Raw genomic sequence first — 18,394 nt, forward strand, 5'->3', positions numbered from 1 at the left:
AATATACGAAGAAAAGGAAGGCGGGAACAGGCACATGGCTGGTTGGCTCTATTTACATTTCGATCCTGAAATTGGAAATGGAGCGGATTTGCCCGGCGGAACGGAATGGGCTATTTCCGATACGGTTTATATTGATCCCGGATTGAGCCGGATGGGTTTGAACATGCAGGAAAATCGGATGACATTTGACCGCTTTGTGCGTGCCTGCTTGCCGGACCGCGGGCAGCGGCTGATGTCACCGTCCGAGCAGCAATGGGTCGTGCTGGAAGCGGTGCAGCGGGCAAATATGGACCATCCCTTGACCGCTCTTGCGACGGTTTTGAGCGAACCGGGAGGCGGTGTCAGCATGATCGAGCAGGTGATCGGCGAATTAAAGCGATCCGGGGTCAGCCCGGTCAGGCTGAAGCGATTGTGGGAAAAGCACGAACCGAAATATCGGGAGTTGGCCGCCATTTATGAAAAATATCAGGAGCTGCTTTGGGAAGGGAACTTGTGGGATCATGAAGAGCCGTATATGGAATTGATGCGCTCATTCCAGCGGGAACCGGAATCCGTTTCGCTTCCCGGCCGCCTGGTTTTGCGGCATTTTTATGAGCTGAATCGTTTGCAGGAACTCCTGTTGGGCCAGTTGGTCACACAAGTGGAGATTCATGTGCATCTGATTGTTCCGAAAGGGCGGGAGAGGCTGGGCAGATTGGTGAAACCGCTGATTGAGCGACTCACCTGCAGAGGGTTCCGGATCGCCGGAGAAATCGGATCCGGCAGCGGGAGAGTCCGCCGTGATTCGCTCAGGCATTTGGCAGAACACGTTTTCGACGACGATCCGCCGGTTTTTCCTCATTCGGATGGTCTGGAAGTGATTGCCGCACCGGGAATGGAAGCGGAGGTGGAAATGGTTGTCGCCCGCTTGAAACAATGGCTGTTGTCAGAGAAAAACCACCTGGACGATGCGGTGATCTTGACATCAGACCGGGAGGCGTACGCCCCGCTTCTTCATCAAAAGCTGGATGAAGCCGGGATTCCCGTCCGCACGGAAGAAAGGCATTTCCTGAGTTCGCATCCCCTTTTACAAATGATTCATGCTGTTTTTTCGGCACGGGATGACGGCGGAAAAAAGGTGGAAGAGCTTCTGTACTCTCCTTTTTTGCCGGTGTCTGAAGAAAATGGTTTAAAGTGCGATGCCTGGATGGAAGCGATACCGAAATCGCAGACATGGGCGGAGTGGGGAAAATGGTTTCTTGAATGGATCAGGCCCTTGAAACGGGTTGACCGTTGGCGCGAACTGATTGCCGAAAAGGAACTTTCCTGGCTCGCTGCCTATGAAATGAAGGGATGGCATGCCCTCTACCGAATGGTGCGGCAATGGGGCGATAGCCTGGAAGGGATTTTTGGTGACAGAAAAGTCACCGACCGGCAGTTTGTTCAGTTTTTGATGCAGATGGCGGAGCGGTGTGAATTGACGGCGCGGGAGGGAGAGCGGCGCGGCATTCGCATCCTGGAGGCAAACCAGGGTTTGGCAGAGCCGGTTCGCGCTGTGTTTATGGTTGGTTTGGCCGAAGGAAGGTGGCCCCGGCCTTTTGCTGATCATTGGTTGCTCCCGGACGCGGAACGGGTTCGCCTGCGCTCCGAAGGCATTTTGCTGGAGACTTCAGGGGAACTGCGCCAGCGACAGCGGCTTCCTTTCTTTACCGGGATCTCTCTGGCAACCGAGCTGCTGGTCCTCTCTTATCCGCATACCGACGAAGAAGGAAAAAAACAGCTTCCCTCCCCTTTTTTGGAGGAGTGCACCGATCTTTTTGCCAGTGTAAAAACCGTTTCCCTCGATGTTCCCCAACGAATTCGGCCGGCCGGCTGGGAATGGTGTTTTTCCGACGGACAGGGACTCGCCCAGGCCTTGATCCAACTGCGAAACGGGGAGAGAATTCTCGATGAAGAAGGACACCCGGCATTGGAAATGTTCATGAAGATGCTTGGTGCCGATCAAGAAAAAGGCCGGGATTTACTGGCGCGCATTCAGGCGGAGCGCTTTCGCCGGGGAGCCGTGTTTACCCGATATGACGGAATCATTCCACGGGGGATCGCGGGAGCAATGGAAAAGCGGGTTTGGAGCGCCGGCGCTTTAAATCACCTGGTGGAATGCCGCTTTCAGTTTCTGGCGATCCGATTGTGGAAGGCAGCGGAAAAGGAAGCACCGCAGCGGGGTTTATCCTGGCGGGAAGAAGGGGAACGGATTCATGAGATCTTATGCCGTTTCTTTCATGAATATCGCCGGGGACGATGGACGTTTGCGGATGAAGAAAGGGCGCTGGCCCGTCTGGAACAACTGGCGGATGAGGTGTTGCGCGATGAAGAAAGGGAGCGGGATCCCTTTTACCTCATGATCGACAAATTCCGGATCAAGCAGAAACTGCTTTCCATCTGGAAACATGAAAAAGAATGGCGCCGTAAAACCGGATTTTATGCGGCTCCCGCCCATCTGGAACTATCGTTTGGATTGCCGGTTTGCAAGGAGGATGTGGAGACGGGGCGGCTTGATCCCGCTTCGCGTCCGGAGCCGGTCACGCTGGTGCTCGGCGGGAAAAGAAAAGTGCGGTTGCAGGGGAAAATGGATCGGATCGACCGCGATGAAGAAGGATATTATGCCATTTACGACTACAAAACGGGAACGGTTCCGACAATCGAACAGATCGGCCAAGGCAGAAGTTTGCAACTTCCCCTTTATTTATGGGTTTATCAGCAAGGATTCGGGCTAGATCCCGCTTTGGCGATCGGCAGCGCTTATTATGTGAAAGGAAACGGAGGAAACGCGGCGGCAAACCAGCGAAATAAAGGGTTATGGCGCAAAGAGGAAACCGGACGCGTCGGGTTGAATCCGAGAAAATCCCTCGATCCGGATGACTGGCGGAAAACGGAAGAGAATATTCAGCGCTTGATCGACCAGTCATTAAGCAAAGCGGAACAAGGGGATTTTGCCGTCTCGCCCACCTGGGATTGTCCCCGTTTTTGTCCGGCGCGCCATATTTGCCGCGTCGATGCGTGGATTCTTTCAAAAAAGCGGGGAACGCGCTGAAAAATGGAGGACGGGAAACGGATGAACAAGTCGATTCATTTGACGGAGGAGCAAAAGCGGGCAGTGGATACCCTGCATGAAAACAGCATTGTCTATGCGGGGGCAGGATCGGGAAAAACGCGGGTGTTAACGGAACGGTATTTGAAGATTTTGGAACACAGCCGGCTTGATCCGGATGCCTTGGAGAGAATTGTTGCCATCACGTTTACGGACAAAGCGGCGGCGGAGATGAAAGAGAGAATACGCACAGGGATCAAGGTGAAGCGGGCGGAAGCGCTGGCGAGGGGGGAGCGGGAAAAGGCGAACGGATGGCGGAGACTTTTGGCCGAGCTCAGCCGGGCGCGCATTTCGACGATCCACTCCTTCTGCCACAGCCTGCTGAAACGTTATCCGCTTGAGGCCGGTCTTTCCCCTGACTTTGATGTATTGGACGAAGCGGTGAGCCGGGCGTTGATGCTCGACGCGGCTGAGGAGGCGATCAGGGACGGATTTGCCGCATATGGGGAGAAAAATGGCATGCTGCGCCATTGGCTGGTCGCGCTCGGCATCGAAGAAGCAAAGAGGCTGCTGGCCGGTGCATTGGAGCGGCTTTTCCAGTACGGCTGGACAGTGAAGCGGCTGAGAGAGATAACCATCCGGCATCTGGACGCTTGCCGGACTCAATTGGAAAAGAAGAGGTGGGAGCAGCTGCCGCTTTGGGAACAGTCCTTTTTGGAAGCGGCGGAATATTTGCGCGGTTTGCGCGGGAGCAAACGAGCGGAAGCTTTTCGCCGGGCCTGTCCGGATCTGCCAGGGGAATGGCAGCAAAGGAATACGGTCTCCGAACGCCTGAAACTGCTTCAGGGAATCGAAGCCAGCATAAAAGTGAACTGGAGCAAAGCGCCGGAAACGGCGGCAGCGCTAAAAACTTGCAGGGAGATGCACAGGGAACTGGTGTCTCTATATTCCGGGATGCTGCATCTGGACGAAGAAGAGACCTGGCTTCGTCTCTTCTGTCGTTTGCTGGAACAGGCGCAGATCCGATACCAGGAAGGGAAAGCGGAAAGAGGCGGAGTGGATCATGATGAATTGCAGTGGCGCCTGTGTGAATGCCTGGAGAGAAATCCGGCGGTGCGCGCCGAAGTGCAGGCAGGGATCAGCTATCTTTTGATCGATGAGTTTCAGGATACCAATGAATTGCAAAAGCGGCTGATCGATCTGATCACCAAAGATGACCGGGGAGAAGTAACCCCGGGGAAATGGTTTGTCGTCGGTGATCCGAAGCAGTCGATTTACCGCTTTCGCGGCGCCGATGTTTTTCTGTTCCAGCAAATCAGGGCAGAGACGGAATCGCATTCGCACGGGAAGGTACATGTCCTTTCCGACAATTTTCGCTCTCACCCCGAACTCATCTCGATGGTTAATTTTGTGTTTGGACGGATCATGAATCAGGATCAAGGATCTCCCAACTGTTTTCAGCCGCTGCGGGCCAAACGGGAGGCCGAAGGTTCCGGGGGGGCAGTGGAGTGACTCAGGGTCTCGGAAAAGGAGGAACTTCCTCCCGGTCTGACTGAGCGGGAGGCCGAAGCGAATCTGGTCGCGAGCCGGATCAAACAGATGTGAAAACAGCGCCCGACCTGCTGAAATTGCCATTCTGCTGCGAACGATGACCCATGTAAAAACGTGGGAGCAAGCGCTGAGGCGGATGGATATTCCCTGTTATGTAGTGAAGGGAAGGGGATTTTTTGACCAGCAAGAAGTGAAGGATATCCTTTCTCTACTGCAGCTTCTGATCCATCCGGAGGATCATCATGCTTGGGCGGTCGTTTTGCGCTCTCCTTTTTGCGGAGTGTCCGATGTGACCATCACGCGGATTGCCCTGATGCAATCATGGGAAGGAACCATTTTTGATTGGAGCCGAATGGCCGGACTGGATGAAGGTGAGAGGCTGAAACTCTTCAATTTTGGCAGTTTCCTCGAACGGATGACAAAAATGGCCGGATCTGTGCGCATTGCCGATCTGCTGGAAATGCTGGTCCGGGAAAGCGGATATCTCACTGTCATGTGGGCAACGGAGAGCGGGCAACAGGTGGCAGCCAACCTGAAAAAACTGATCGAACAGGCACGCAGGCTGGAAGGATTTACTGTCTTTTCCATTCCGTCTTATCTCGATTGGATGCGGAGGCTGGCGGACGAACAGGCGCGCGAAACTGAAGCGGCCATTGAGCCTGAACATGGTGACAGCGTGAAAATCATGACCGTCCATCAGGCAAAAGGGCTGGAGTTCCCGGTTGTTTTCTTGCCTGATTTGCATTCCGCACCGCACGTGCGTTTTCCGGAATGCTGGGTGGATGAAAAGTCCGGCCTGGTCTCCTTGCTGTGGGATGAGAACGGGGTGAAATGTGAACCGGCGCGTTATCAGGAAGCGAAGGAAAAAAACCGGAAGATGGAATGGGAAGAATCGGTGCGCCTTTTGTACGTGGCCATGACCAGGGCGGAGCGGCGCCTTGTTTTGAGCGGCTCGTTGAAAGCATCCAAAGAGGCGGGATCGACGAAATGGAGCGAGTGGATCATTGGCGCGCTCGGTCTGGAGGGGCTTGACTCGGAGCGGGGAGAATGGCGATTTTCCCCGGATTGTTGCCCGCTGCGCCTGGTGGAGATTGATGCGGGAATAAAGGAAGAGCGGGAAAAGAGATCAGCCTTGGACATGATGCTCGCGGGGGAATTTGACCTTTCCCGGTCATCCGTCAGGGAGGAACCGGAACTTTTGCTTCTGAAAAAAGAAAGATGGGACGGAAGGGACGGGCTGGAGATCAGTGTGACTGAGTGGAAAAACCTGTTCAATTGCCCGCGCCGCCACTGGTTCGCGAAGGTCATGGGAGTCCCCGACCTGAGAGAACCGGCTTCGCCGGAGACCGGATCATCCAGAGCGCCGTCTGGTCTGCCGGCAACAAAGCGGGGTAGCATCGTTCACCGGATAATCGAGCTTTTATCCGATCCGAACAGAGGGCGGCTGTCCTGGGAAGAAACGTTCCAAACGGTATGGGAAGAGCACGGGATTCCGGACGCCGACCGGCAGAGGGTGATGGAGGAGATCAAGCCTGATCTGACCTCTTTTCTTCACAGCCGTTTTTACACAGAGAGGAGAAGCGGCTCTTTTTCCATGACAGAGACGGAGTTTACTCTGGAAGAAGGCGGACTTCGCCTGCATGGCGTGATTGACGCTGTCTGGAGACGCCCGGATGGCAGCCTGGAAATCGTCGATTACAAAACGGATCGCACTCCTGCCGGGGAGTTGGAGCAAATTGCGCAGGAGTACTTGCCGCAACTGAAACTGTATGTTTGGGCATGCAGGCGCAAATGGGGGTTCTCCCCTGAGTGGGCCACGCTCTATTTTCTTTCACCGAACCGGGAGTTCACGTGGCAAGTGACGGAGGAGTGGGAGAGGAGCACGGCTTCCGAGATCCGCCAAAGCATGGACTGGTTGCGCGCGGGAAAAGAAAACATCCTCCCGGCCAAACCGGGCAGACATTGCCGTTATTGTCCCTGCCAATGGTTATGTGATGAAGCGGAAGGGGGAAATAGTCGTCTTCAGCAGGGATGATTCTTAATAATTTTTCATATATTTCATTTGCAGCAAGTGAAACTTTACTCTAATATGTTGATGTAGTTATTTCAAATAATTAAGGAGAGAGGAAATCAAGTGGAAGGGTTTCAAGAAGGATTTATGACCTTTATCATGGGATTTTCTCATGTGTTTATGGTTTCTGTCATCGTTTGGATGATTGGGTTGCTTGTTTTGCTGTTCAAAGAGATGTTCAACACGGCTGATTTCAATATTCGCGATTATTTATATAAAGTCTGGAAGTTGTTGCTCTCCTCGTTTGAGTGGACTGCGTATCTGGGGGTGGTGGTGGCCCCGGTCATCATGCTGGTGACCAAAGATTATGCCAAGTACGGCATGATGACAATCGCTGCCATCATATTATCGGTCATATACCTCTATATTCGCAAGCAGACGGGAGGCTTTAAAAAGCTCAACTTTCGTCAGTAACCCTGCCCGCCGGTTGGTTGTCAGCCGGCTTTTTCTTTTTTCCGTGCCATTGCTTCCAGAAAGCCTCTCTTTACTTTCCCAAAGGCTTGGGAGATAATAATAGGAAAATTATTTTCAGGGTGACGGAAGTGAGAAAAACATGCCGACTGAACAAATGCCGATCGAGCAACTTCTGAATATATCAGCTGACTATTTGACGCATGAGGAAGTCAACCAGTTGGAGAGGGCATATCGGTTTGCGGAACAGGCCCATCGCGGGCAATACCGCAAATCCGGCGAACCTTATATTCATCATCCGGTGCAAGTCGCGGAAATTCTGGCCAACTTGAAAATGGATGTCACGACATTGATTGCGGCTCTCCTGCACGATGTGGTGGAAGATACCGGTGTGACCCTGGAACAGGTGGAAGCGGAATTTGGCATGGCGGTTCGTCAGTTGGTGGATGGTGTGACCAAACTGAAAAAGCGGATGCGATTCAAATCCAATGAAGAGCACCAGGCGGAAAATCACCGCAAAATGTTTGTGGCGATGGCACAGGATATTCGCGTGATTATCATTAAGTTGGCCGACCGCCTCCATAATATGCGAACCCTTAAATACATGCCGGAACACAAACAAAGACAAAAATCGAAGGAAACATTGGAAATTTTCGCCCCCCTGGCCCACCGCCTGGGCATATCCAAGATCAAGTGGGAGTTGGAAGATATCTCTCTCCGCTACCTCAATCCGCAACAGTATTATCGAATCGTCAACCTGATGAAGAAAAAACGGGCCGAACGGGAGAAATACCTGGATGAGATCATCCACACGCTAAAAGAACGGCTCCGGGATAATGTCAATGTGCTGGATATATCGGGACGGCCCAAGCACATTTACAGCATTTACCGCAAGATGGTATCGCAAAACAAGGAATTTAATGAGATTTATGATCTGATGGCCGTCCGCGTCATCGTGGAATCGATCCGCGATTGTTACGCTGTTCTCGGCATTATTCACACGATCTGGAAGCCGATGCCCGGCAGGTTTAAAGATTATATCGCCATGCCGAAGGCAAATATGTACCAGTCCCTTCACACCACGGTGATCGGACCCAAAGGCGAGCCGATCGAAGTGCAGATCCGGACGATGGAGATGCACCGTACCGCGGAATACGGGATTGCCGCCCATTGGGCTTATAAAGAAGGAACGACGGTTGAAAACAGCAAATTTGAGGAAAAGCTGAAATGGTTCCGCGAGATGATGGAACTGCAACAGGAAACGCGGGATGCCCAGGAGTTTGTGGAAAGCCTCAAAATGGACTGGTTTTCCGATTCGGTGTTTGTATTTACACCGAAGGGAGATGTGATTGAGCTGCCGGTCGGTTCCGTGCCTTTGGATTTTGCTTACCGCATTCATACGGAAATCGGAAATACTTGTATCGGGGCAAAAGTGAACGGAAAGATCGTGCCGCTCGATTATCAGCTAAAAACGGGCGATATTGTGGAAATCCTCACTTCCAAGCACAGTTACGGACCTAGTCAGGATTGGCTGAATATCGTAAAATCTTCCCATGCGCGGAGCAAAATCCGCAACTGGTTTAAAAAACAACGCCGGGAAGAAAGCATCGCCAAAGGCCGGGAGATGGTGGAGGCGCTTCTGCGCAAGCATGATTTCGACGTATCCGAAGTGCTGACGACGGAGCGGATCGAAGAAGTGACGAGCAAATTCAATTTCCATGAAGCGGATGATCTCTTTGCCGCCGTCGGTTATGGCGGAATTTCCACGGCCCAGGTGGTTCATCGTTTGACTGATGGATTGAAAGAGCAAAAACCGGTCGTGCTGCCGGAGGTCAAATCCCTTCCGCGCCATCATCGCAAGGTGGATCACGGTGTCAGGGTAAAAGGTGTTGACAATCTGTTGATTCGTTTGTCGCGATGTTGCAATCCGGTTCCGGGCGATGATATTGACGGGTATGTCACCCAAGGGCGCGGGGTTACCGTCCACCACTCGGATTGCCCCAATCTGAAGTCGGTACCGGAAGAGCGGCGTATCGCAGTGGAATGGGACAGCAACACGTCACATCAATATCCGGTTGATATAGAGGTAACCGGTTTTGACCGGCAAGGGCTGCTCAACGATGTCCTGCAAGTGGTCAATAATGCCAATACCCAGCTTTCCGCAGTCAGCGCCAAAACCAATCGCCGCGGAATCGCTTCCATTCATATTCGGATCGGGATTCAAAATATCAATCACCTGCAATCGGTCGTTGAACGCGTCAAACGGGTACGGGATATTTACAGTGTCAGACGGATCATACAGTAAGGGGAAGGTAAGATGAGAATCGTTCTGCAGCGGGTAAAAGAAGCGAGCGTCACGGTGAATAACGAGTGTACAGGTGCGGTCGGTCACGGGCTTCTTTTGCTCGTCGGTTTTACCCAGGGGGATACCGAAGAGGATTTGCGCTATCTCGCGGATAAAGTAGTAAATCTGCGCATCTTTGAAGATGAGACAGGCAAAATGAATCACTCTCTCCTCGATGTCGGGGGGAGCATTTTGTCTGTTTCCCAATTTACCCTGTATGGCGATTGCCGCAAAGGCCGCCGCCCCAATTTTATGGATGCGGCAAAACCAGACCTGGCTGAACCGCTTTACCGGCGGTTTAACGAAATTCTGCGTGAGTACGGGGTAAAAGTGGAAACGGGAATTTTTGGCGCCATGATGGAAGTGTCACTGGTAAACGACGGTCCTGTCACGCTCTTATTGGAAAGTAAAAAAACGGGATAATCAGTGCAGGCTGACGACAAACTTAAATAGTAGGGGATTGGTGTTTTTCACCAGCGGCTTTTGTGGCGAAAGAACCGGGAGCAAAAAGCATCAGGATCCGATGGGCTTCTGTCTTGGGACTTTGTTTTGGATTCGCCTCTGTAAAAAGATGTGTTTTGTTCGGGCAAAACGGGAATGAAAACTCCGTCAGGGGGGCGGATGAGGCCCTGACCACCCATTTGGAACGACGGGAGGTCAGGGGAACACCGCAACCCGGCCCGCAACAAAACTCAAGAAACGGCAACCCTTTGGGTGGTGTCCGGTTTTCCGGAAGGACGGAGGGAGTTGCCAAGAACTGCCCAAAAGAGTATCATTCCTTATTACATAGGAAGTAGAACCATAAGGGGGAACCAACCTTGAAAAATATCGAACAACTGGCGATTAATACTATTCGCATGCTGTCAATCGATCAAGTGGAAAAAGCCAATTCAGGCCACCCCGGATTGCCGATGGGCGCCGCGCCGATGGCCTATGAATTATGGGCAAAACACATGAACCACAATCCGGCGAATCCCAACTGGTTTAATCGTGACCGCTTCGTTTTGTCAGCAGGGCACGGTTCTGCTTTACTATACAGCTTGTTGCATTTGTTTGGCTATCCTTTGTCCATGGATGATCTTAAAAGTTTCCGCCAATGGGGCAGCCTGACACCGGGACATCCGGAAGTAAAACATACACCTGGGGTGGAAGCGACGACAGGGCCGCTCGGACAGGGGATTTCCATGGCGGTCGGCATGGCGATGGCCGAAGCGCATCTCGCCGCGAAATTTAACCGCGAGGGATTGGACGTCATCGACCATTATACTTATGTTCTTTGCAGCGACGGGGATCTGATGGAAGGCGTATCCGCCGAAGCCAGTTCGCTCGCCGGACACCTTCGTCTGGGAAAACTGATCGCTCTGTACGACTCCAATGACATTTCCCTGGACGGCGAATTGGCTCATTCCTTTACGGAAAGTGTACAAAAACGGTATGAATCTTACGGATGGCAATACCTGCGCGTGGAAGACGGCAATGACATCGAAGCGATCGGACGGGCGATTGAAGAGGCAAAACAAGAGCCGAACCGCCCGACCCTGATCGAGATCCGTACTGTGATCGGTTACGGCAGCCCGAACCGTGCCGGCACCTCGGAAGCGCATGGGAAGCCGCTTGGGCAGGAAGAAGTTGCCGGCGTAAGAAAAGCGTACAACTGGCCTTCCGAAGAGCCGTTCCATGTTCCGGCCGAAGTGCGGCAACACTTTGCCGATATTCAGTCCCGTTTGGCTGAAAAAGAGGGAGCATGGCAGGATTTGATGAAGCAGTATGAAGAGCGCTATCCGGATCTGGCCAGAGAATTGCACCGGGCCATTCGCGGTGAATTGCCGGAAGGATGGGAGCAAAGCCTGCCGAAGTTCAACACCGGCGATAAACCGATAGCCACACGGGCGGCGTCCGGAGCGGTTTTGCAGGCTCTGGCAAAAAGCGTTCCGGCGCTGGTTGGCGGATCAGCTGACCTCGCTTCGTCCAATAACACCTTGATGAAAGAGGAAGGCACATTCCACGCTGAAGATTACAGCGGCCGGAATATCTGGTTCGGTGTGCGTGAGCACGGAATGGGGGCAGCCCTCAACGGAATGCTGCTGCACGGTGGTGTGCGCGCATACGGCGGAACGTTCCTCGTGTTCTCCGATTATTTGCGTCCGGCGATTCGTTTGGCCGCTCTTTCCAAACTGCCGGCTGTCTATGTCTTCACCCATGACAGCATTGCCGTGGGCGAAGATGGCCCGACTCACGAACCGATCGAACAGGTTCCGTCGCTGCGCCTGATCCCGGGATTGCGAGTGATTCGTCCGGCGGACGCCAACGAAACGGCTGCTGCTTGGCAATACGCCCTCTCCCAGACGGAACATCCGGTCGTTCTGGCACTGACTCGGCAAAATCTCCCCATTTTGCCCGGTACCGTAGGCAAGGATAAAGAGATCATCGAGAAAGGCGCTTATGTCGTATCCGAAGCGCAAGGCGGACAGCCTCAAGCGATCATCATCGCCACCGGATCAGAAGTCAGCCTGGCGGTGGAGGCTCAGGCCAAACTGCAGGAAAAAGGCATTGCGGTGCGGGTTGTCAGCATGCCTTGCCGCGAGCAGTTTGAGGCGCAACCGAAAGAGTATCGCGATTCGATCCTGCCGCCGTCCGTCAGGGCCCGTGTCGCCGTGGAAGCAGCGCATCCGGCCGGCTGGGATCGCTATGTCGGTGATCAGGGAAGCGTGATCGGCATTGATCATTTCGGCGCATCGGCACCAGGCGGATTGGTTATGGAGAAATTCGGCTTTAACGTGGACAATGTGGTAAAACATGTCGAAGAAGTCTTGAAGGGTTAAAAAGACCTCTGTCACTTCTGACATGATCTCCTTAAAGTGGTTAGAGAAAAAACTGTGAAATTACTTTAAGAGGTGCGGAAGTATCAATTGATTTTGCTGTCATTTGCCCAAGAAACGAATTTAGTTTGCACTTGGTGACAGTGACAGCAACGCTGTTGTATCTGGAAAGATAAGCAAGAAAATAAATCAACCGACTCCTTGTTCGTTAAGGAGTCGGTTGATTTGTATCTAAATATGTCTAAACGTACAATTTTTATAAAAATTTTCTCAATATTCATTAATCAGAGGAGAAATTTTATGAGAAGGATTTTGATCTTTGGGTCTAGCGGAACTGTAAGCAAAGCATTAATCAATCAATTGTCATTATTTGGTAACTATAATATTTATGGCACATATAATAAAAACCTCCCTATCCTTCCAAAAGAGAAGTGTTTTCAACTTGAAATTGGAGATCTAGACAAGCTCGATCAAATATTAGAAGATGTAAAGCCTGATATTACGTTTCTTGCACTAAGAGGCGATTTTGAAAAGCAATTAATCTTTCACTGCAGAGTGGCAGAATACCAAAAAGAGCAGGGAGGGCTGATGTACTTTTGTTCTACAACCAATGTCTTTGATGGTTCAATTGACAAACCTCATTATGAAGATGATGAAACTGTTGCAGAAAGTTCATATGGACAATATAAATGGAATTGTGAAAAAGAGCTGAAAGAAATCTTGTCTGATCGAGTGGGGATTTTACGTATTTCTGAAGTATGGGGCAAGAACTCGCCAAGAATGACCAGTCTATTGGAGCAATTGGCTAAAAATCAGGGAATATCAGTATATAGTAATTTGTATATGAATCGTACTACAGACATTGTATTAGCCAAGCAAATCGTCTATCTGATGAATAAGGGGATGACCGGAACCTACCATTTGGGAAGTAACGATATGATGACCCAAGCTGATTTTTATAAACAGCTAATCAAGGCTCTGGGTTATCGGAATTTTAAATTAGAAGAGATCAATCTACCTGCAGATTCTTATTTTGCAGTTTTGGCAAAAAATCTAACTATTAAGGAAATGAGTATTACAAATAGAGAAATTTTTAATTACCTCGCTTCAGATTAACCAAGAGAAAATGTTGATGTTATGAACAATGATCATGAGAAGCTTCACTAAATCGTTTGTGATCAAGAACGAGCCCGGAATATGCAGATAATAATGTATATCGAACTTCTGGCGGATGACGGCGAATTTCACTTATTTTTCCGAAGCATAACGTAATCGGTACTTTCTCAACTTTTTTGCTGGGACTTGTTAAACAGGTCGTAAGGGAGTTTCAACATACTTAGCTCTTTAAGCTTTTGAATTTCAAGCAGAAGACTTACTCTTCCTTCGAGGGAATTTCATTGGGGGAAGCTGGCATTTAACTGAAAGAACTTAAACAAAATTGCAAAATAAGAGCGGATTCAGCTGAAATTGAATAGGCTGACGCCAGTAAAACGGACATCAGCTTTTACCATAACCGGGTGATTTTTTCGTGTCTACTTTTTGGCTGAGATCAGGGCCGGATGCTGTTTGTCGGCATCCGCTCTCCGTGGCAGAGATTTTTTGAGGTCTGATCCCGGCCGGATTCGGGTATGCTATATAAAAATAATGGCATGAAAGTGGGAACGACTCATGTGGCGAATCCAAAAGGAAGACCGAAACCGGGATCAAATGAACTTGCAGGGAACGGCCGACATTGCGGACAAGTCATACCTTCCCCTTGATTCATGGGAATGGAAGGGCTTTGTCTTCGAGCCCGGCCCGTTTGACAAGAACAAATGGAAAAAGCGGTGAAGCAATTGTTCAACCGAGATATTTGGCGGCGGAGACGGCGACAAGTACCCATCCGGCAATAAATGACACACCGCCGATCGGGGTGATTGCCCCCAGAATTTTCACATTGGACAACACCAAAGCATACAGGCTTCCCGAGAAGAAAACGATTCCCGCAAACAGCAGCCATCCGGCCACAGTGAGCAGAGTCGCATTTCCGTTCGTTTTGGCCAGCATCAGACCGACTGCAATCAGTGCCAGGCCGTGGATGATGTGATAATGTGCGCCTGTGTTCCATATCTGCATCATCTTTTCGCTCACTTTTCCTTCCAGACCGTGTGCGCCAAACGCTCCCAGGGCGATGGCCAGTGCCATGTTGATGCTGCCGAGCATGATCATCAGTTTCATCAGTTGTGCCTCCTTCATTTTAATTCGGACAGGTTTTGTTTAAACTATACCACATGTCAAGCGTCTCTCCTGAGAGAACAGACCTGGACAATCGTGAAATCTTAATGACATGTTAAAAATTCCTTGACAAACGAGGGGCGGGTCTTTAAAATGAGTAAACAAATCCGCTAAATGACTTATATTCTTGCCTGTGAAGGGAAAAGTACCCGATTGACGGACAACTAGAGAGGAGAACTCATGGGCTGAAAGGTTCTCTTTGTTACGAATCGGCGAAAGACACCTGGAGGTTCTAACCGAACACCGCTCAAGCGGTCAGTAGACTTAGACGTCATCCTGGCGATAACGGGAATCGAGTGGGAAATCGGCTTTGTGTCGTTTTCCAACTAGGGTGGCACCACGGGAATCGTTAACCAATCTCTCGTCCCTGACAAACAGAGGTCAGTGGCGGGAGATTTTTTAATTTGTGGAACGAACGAACCGAAAAGGAGGGTTTGCCATGAAATTCAAAGCTTCGGCGAAATACCAAATTCCCCGCGGCACCGATGACCTGATGCCTGGTGAGGTGGAGATTTGGCAATGGGCAGAAGCGAAAGCGCGGGAAATCTGCCGTTTGTATGACTACAAGGAGATTCGCACCCCGATTTTTGAATACACGGAACTGTTTCAGCGCGGTGTGGGCGAAGCGACCGATATTGTGGAAAAAGAAATGTATTCGTTTCAGGACCGGGGCAAACGGGACGTTTCATTGAGACCGGAAGGAACAGCGGGGGTTGTACGTTCATTTGTCGAAAAGAAGATTTTTGCCGAACCGCAGCCAACCAAATGGTATTACATGGGACCGATGTTTCGCTATGAAAATCCGCAGGCGGGAAGGCGGCGCCAGTTTCATCAATTTGGCGTTGAGGTTTTCGGCAGCTCCGACCCTGCCCTCGATGCGGAAGTGATTTCGCTGGGGATTCATTTTTTTGAGTCGCTCGGTTTAAAAGGAGTCCGGGCGGAGATCAACAGCGTTGGTGATCCGGAAGTCCGGGCCGTATACCGGGAAAAGTTGATTGAATACTTTGAGCCGTACAAAGCGGAATTGTCGACGGAAGCACAAGGGCGGCTCTATAAAAATCCGCTGCGCATTCTCGACAGCAAAGATCCGAAAACGAAAGAGATCGCCCAAGGGGCGCCATCGATTCTCGATCACTTGAATGAACCTTCCCGGAAGCATTTTGAGCAGCTGAAACAATACCTGGATATGCTTGGCGTCGAGTACGTCATTAATGACCGCCTCGTGCGCGGACTCGATTATTATACACATACCGCTTTTGAATTTATGGTCGATATTCCCGGCGCGCAGGCTTCCACCATCGGAGGCGGCGGCCGCTACAACGGTTTGGTCGAAGAATTTGGCGGGCCGGAGATGCCGGGCGTCGGCTTTGGCATCGGCCTGGAACGGGTGATGCTGGCGATCGGGGAGCAGAAAGTGGATGTTCCGGTCAAAACGGGACTGGACTGCTATCTGGTTACTCTCGGCGATGAAGCGAAGCTCTACGGGGCGAAACTGCTGAACGAGATGCGCCATGCCGGCCTGACTGCCGATCGTGATTACCTTGACCGCAAGCTGAAAGCGCAATTTAAGGCAGCCGACCGCTTGCAGGCACGCTTTGTGGCGATCCTGGGTGATGAGGAATTGAAGCAGGGACAGATCAACGTCAAGCAGTTGGCTACAGGCGAACAGGAAACGGTCAAACTGGAAGAACTCATACCATACCTGAAAGAGAGAAGTTGAGGAGGGAACAGCATGGATAGCGTCTTTCGTACACATCAGGCCCGGGAATGCACCAAGGAAAAAATCGGCGAGAGAGTCACCCTGAATGGTTGGGTGCAGAAGAGGCGGGATCTTGGAGGCTTGATTTTTCTGGATCTGCGTGATCGCTCCGGCGTTGTGCAAATCGTATTTCAGCCGGAAGTTTCACCGGAAGCTGCGCGTTTGGCAGATCAGTTGCGAAGCGAATATGTGGTCTCCATCACCGGGACGATTGCGGCCCGCGATCCGGAAAATGTGAATCCGAAAATGGAGACCGGCGACATTGAAATCATCGGGGAAGAAGTGCATATTTTTAATCCGGCCAAAACACCGCCGTTCCCGATTCGTGACAACAGCGACGTGGAAGAAGCGGTTCGCCTCAAATACCGCTATATCGACCTGCGACGCCCGAAAATGCAGGAGACCATGCTGATCCGCCACCGTGCGATGCAGTCGGTGCGCCGTTTCCTGGATGAGCGGGGCTTTATCGAACTGGAAACCCCGATGCTGACGCGCAGCACGCCGGAAGGAGCGCGTGATTATCTCGTTCCCAGCCGGGTACACGAAGGTTCGTTTTACGCATTGCCCCAATCACCGCAACTGTTTAAGCAATTATTCATGGTGGCGGGGATGGAGCGCTATTTTCAATTTGCCCGCTGTTTCCGCGACGAGGATCTTCGCGCGGACAGGCAGCCGGAATTTACCCAGATCGACATTGAAACGTCATTTATTCCGCCGGAAACCTTCCTGGCGATGATGGAAGAGATGGTTGCGACATTGTTTAAGGAGACGATCGGAGTCGATGTGCCCGTTCCGTTCCCGCGCATGTCCTACCGGGAAGCGATTGAGCGATTCGGGTCGGATAAACCGGACCTGCGTTTCGGAATGGAACTGGTGGATTTGTCCGATGAGCTGCGCGATTCCTCCTTCAAGGTGTTCAGCGGTACCATCCAAAACGGCGGCCAGGTAAAGGCGGTCAATGTAAAGGGATGTGCCGGCTGGAGCCGCAAGGAAGTGGATCAGTGGGGGAAAACAGCTGAATCGTTGGGCGCAAAGGGATTGGCCTGGCTGTCCTTTAAAGAGGAAGGGGTCAAAGGTTCTGTAGCCAAGTTCCTCACACCGGAAGAGATCGATGCGATTGCTGGCAAAACCAAAGCGGAAACAGGCGACCTGTTATTCTTCGTCGCCGACCGTCCGCAGACAGTGGCAAACGTCTTGGGCGAACTGCGTTTGCGCCTTGGAAAAGCATTGAACCTCATTCCCGAAAATGAATATAAATTCGTCTGGATCACCGAGTTTCCGCTGCTGGAGTATTCGGAGGAAGACGGGCGCTACTATGCGATGCACCACCCGTTTACGATGCCGCTCGAGGAAGATATTCCGCTTCTGGATACAGACCCGGGCAAAGTGCGGGCGCAGGCGTATGACATGGTGCTGAACGGTTATGAAATCGGCGGGGGAAGCCAACGAATCTACCGGCGCGAAGTACAGGAGAAAATGTTTAAGGCGCTGGGCATTACAAATGAGGAAGCAAAAGAAAAATTCGGTTTTCTGCTTGAAGCGTTTGAGTATGGCGCTCCGCCGCACGGAGGAATTGCCTTCGGCTTTGACCGCATCGTGATGCTGCTTGCCGGGCGGAGCAATTTGCGCGAGTGCATCGCTTTCCCGAAAACGGCAAGTGCAACCTGCCTGCTGACAGAGGCCCCGAGCCCCGTCGATGAAAAGCAGCTGGAGGAATTGCACATTAAAATCAGACAACCGCAAAAATAGAATTTCCTGTAAAAAGTGGGGGGGATAGCTTGATCTCCTTTTAAATATCTGGTAACATATAATCACAAAATGAGTCCTGCGATGTGCGTGTCCGCCGGGATGTTTTGAGCCAACACCCGAACGAAAGGGAGTCTGCGTCATTTGAGCTAACAGAAGCCGCCTTCAGAGCGGAACTGTGAACTCAGGTGCAGGACACCCACCTGCGAGAGCAGGTTCAAAACGAACGGAGCACGGCATAACGGGGCTCCTTTTTTTTGCATGAGAATGAACGACACCTCGGATTCAATGCAATCCGGGGTTTTTTATTTTGTTCCGGGCTTTTTGTCATATTCACGCCTCCGCCCCCGGC

The 18,394-nt window shown here is 51.5% G+C and carries 11 protein-coding genes and 1 other RNA gene; 11 read left to right on the forward strand and 1 reads right to left on the reverse strand.

Features of this window, described 5'->3' with window-relative positions; all coding sequences use genetic code 11:
* Window positions 1-34 precede the first annotated feature (34 nt).
* From I8U18_RS00925 to I8U18_RS00960, 8 genes are all read left to right on the forward strand, one after another.
* Window positions 35-3,070, forward strand: a complete 3,036-nt coding sequence (locus I8U18_RS00925; RefSeq protein ID WP_198064394.1) for a PD-(D/E)XK nuclease family protein — start codon at window positions 35-37, stop codon at window positions 3,068-3,070.
* A 21-nt stretch (window positions 3,071-3,091) separates the two neighbouring features.
* Window positions 3,092-4,579, forward strand: coding sequence for a UvrD-helicase domain-containing protein (locus tag I8U18_RS00930; protein ID WP_198064395.1), 1,488 nt, complete (start codon window positions 3,092-3,094; stop codon window positions 4,577-4,579).
* A gap of 61 nt (window positions 4,580-4,640) precedes the next feature.
* Window positions 4,641-6,653, forward strand: a complete 2,013-nt coding sequence (locus I8U18_RS00935) for a UvrD-helicase domain-containing protein (protein WP_370589365.1) — start codon at window positions 4,641-4,643, stop codon at window positions 6,651-6,653.
* Between the two features lie 99 nt (window positions 6,654-6,752).
* Window positions 6,753-7,103, forward strand: coding sequence for a hypothetical protein (locus I8U18_RS00940; protein WP_033100895.1), 351 nt, complete (start codon window positions 6,753-6,755; stop codon window positions 7,101-7,103).
* Window positions 7,104-7,242: 139 nt separating this feature from the next.
* Complete coding sequence (locus I8U18_RS00945) at window positions 7,243-9,405, forward strand: RelA/SpoT family protein (protein ID WP_198055226.1); 2,163 nt, start codon at window positions 7,243-7,245, stop codon at window positions 9,403-9,405.
* A gap of 12 nt (window positions 9,406-9,417) precedes the next feature.
* Window positions 9,418-9,867, forward strand: a complete 450-nt coding sequence (gene dtd / locus I8U18_RS00950; RefSeq protein WP_033100897.1) for a D-aminoacyl-tRNA deacylase — start codon at window positions 9,418-9,420, stop codon at window positions 9,865-9,867.
* Between the two features lie 395 nt (window positions 9,868-10,262).
* Window positions 10,263-12,266 (forward strand): transketolase, encoded by a 2,004-nt coding sequence (gene tkt, locus I8U18_RS00955; protein WP_033100899.1) that lies wholly within the window; start codon window positions 10,263-10,265, stop codon window positions 12,264-12,266.
* A 297-nt stretch (window positions 12,267-12,563) separates the two neighbouring features.
* Window positions 12,564-13,379, forward strand: coding sequence for a sugar nucleotide-binding protein (locus I8U18_RS00960; protein ID WP_198064397.1), 816 nt, complete (start codon window positions 12,564-12,566; stop codon window positions 13,377-13,379).
* Window positions 13,380-14,102: 723 nt separating this feature from the next.
* Here the strand turns inward: I8U18_RS00960 and I8U18_RS00965 are convergent.
* A complete protein-coding gene (locus tag I8U18_RS00965; RefSeq protein WP_033100900.1) occupies window positions 14,103-14,480 on the reverse strand; it encodes a DUF423 domain-containing protein in 378 nt (125 codons plus the stop codon).
* A 496-nt stretch (window positions 14,481-14,976) separates the two neighbouring features.
* Between I8U18_RS00965 and hisS the strand changes: the two genes are divergently transcribed.
* The 3 genes from hisS (at window position 14,977) to ssrS (ending at window position 18,294) form a co-directional block, all read left to right on the forward strand.
* On the forward strand, window positions 14,977-16,257 hold the full coding sequence (gene hisS, locus I8U18_RS00970) for a histidine--tRNA ligase (RefSeq protein WP_033100901.1): 1,281 nt from the start codon (window positions 14,977-14,979) through the stop codon (window positions 16,255-16,257).
* Window positions 16,258-16,269: 12 nt separating this feature from the next.
* On the forward strand, window positions 16,270-18,045 hold the full coding sequence (aspS, locus tag I8U18_RS00975; RefSeq protein ID WP_033100902.1) for an aspartate--tRNA ligase: 1,776 nt from the start codon (window positions 16,270-16,272) through the stop codon (window positions 18,043-18,045).
* Between the two features lie 70 nt (window positions 18,046-18,115).
* Window positions 18,116-18,294, forward strand: a non-coding RNA gene (gene ssrS / locus I8U18_RS00980) — 6S RNA.
* The last annotated feature ends 100 nt before the right edge of the window (window positions 18,295-18,394 follow it).

Origin of the sequence: Thermoactinomyces sp. CICC 10522, from assembly GCF_016055075.1 — a bacterium.
In the GTDB taxonomy this organism is placed as follows: Bacteria; Bacillota; Bacilli; order Thermoactinomycetales; family Thermoactinomycetaceae; genus Thermoactinomyces_A; species Thermoactinomyces_A daqus.

Excerpts from the sequence above, each read along its gene's own strand:
- I8U18_RS00925 (WP_198064394.1), top strand. The coding sequence starts at position 35 with ATGGCTGGTTGGCTCTATTTACATTTCGATCCTGAAATTGGAAATGGA.
- I8U18_RS00930 (WP_198064395.1), top strand. The coding sequence starts at position 3,092 with ATGAACAAGTCGATTCATTTGACGGAGGAGCAAAAGCGGGCAGTGGAT.
- I8U18_RS00945 (WP_198055226.1), top strand. The coding sequence starts at position 7,243 with ATGCCGACTGAACAAATGCCGATCGAGCAACTTCTGAATATATCAGCT.
- dtd (WP_033100897.1), top strand. The coding sequence starts at position 9,418 with ATGAGAATCGTTCTGCAGCGGGTAAAAGAAGCGAGCGTCACGGTGAAT.
- I8U18_RS00960 (WP_198064397.1), top strand. The coding sequence starts at position 12,564 with ATGAGAAGGATTTTGATCTTTGGGTCTAGCGGAACTGTAAGCAAAGCA.
- I8U18_RS00965 (WP_033100900.1), bottom strand. The coding sequence starts at position 14,480 with ATGAAACTGATGATCATGCTCGGCAGCATCAACATGGCACTGGCCATC.
- hisS (WP_033100901.1), top strand. The coding sequence starts at position 14,977 with ATGAAATTCAAAGCTTCGGCGAAATACCAAATTCCCCGCGGCACCGAT.
- aspS (WP_033100902.1), top strand. The coding sequence starts at position 16,270 with ATGGATAGCGTCTTTCGTACACATCAGGCCCGGGAATGCACCAAGGAA.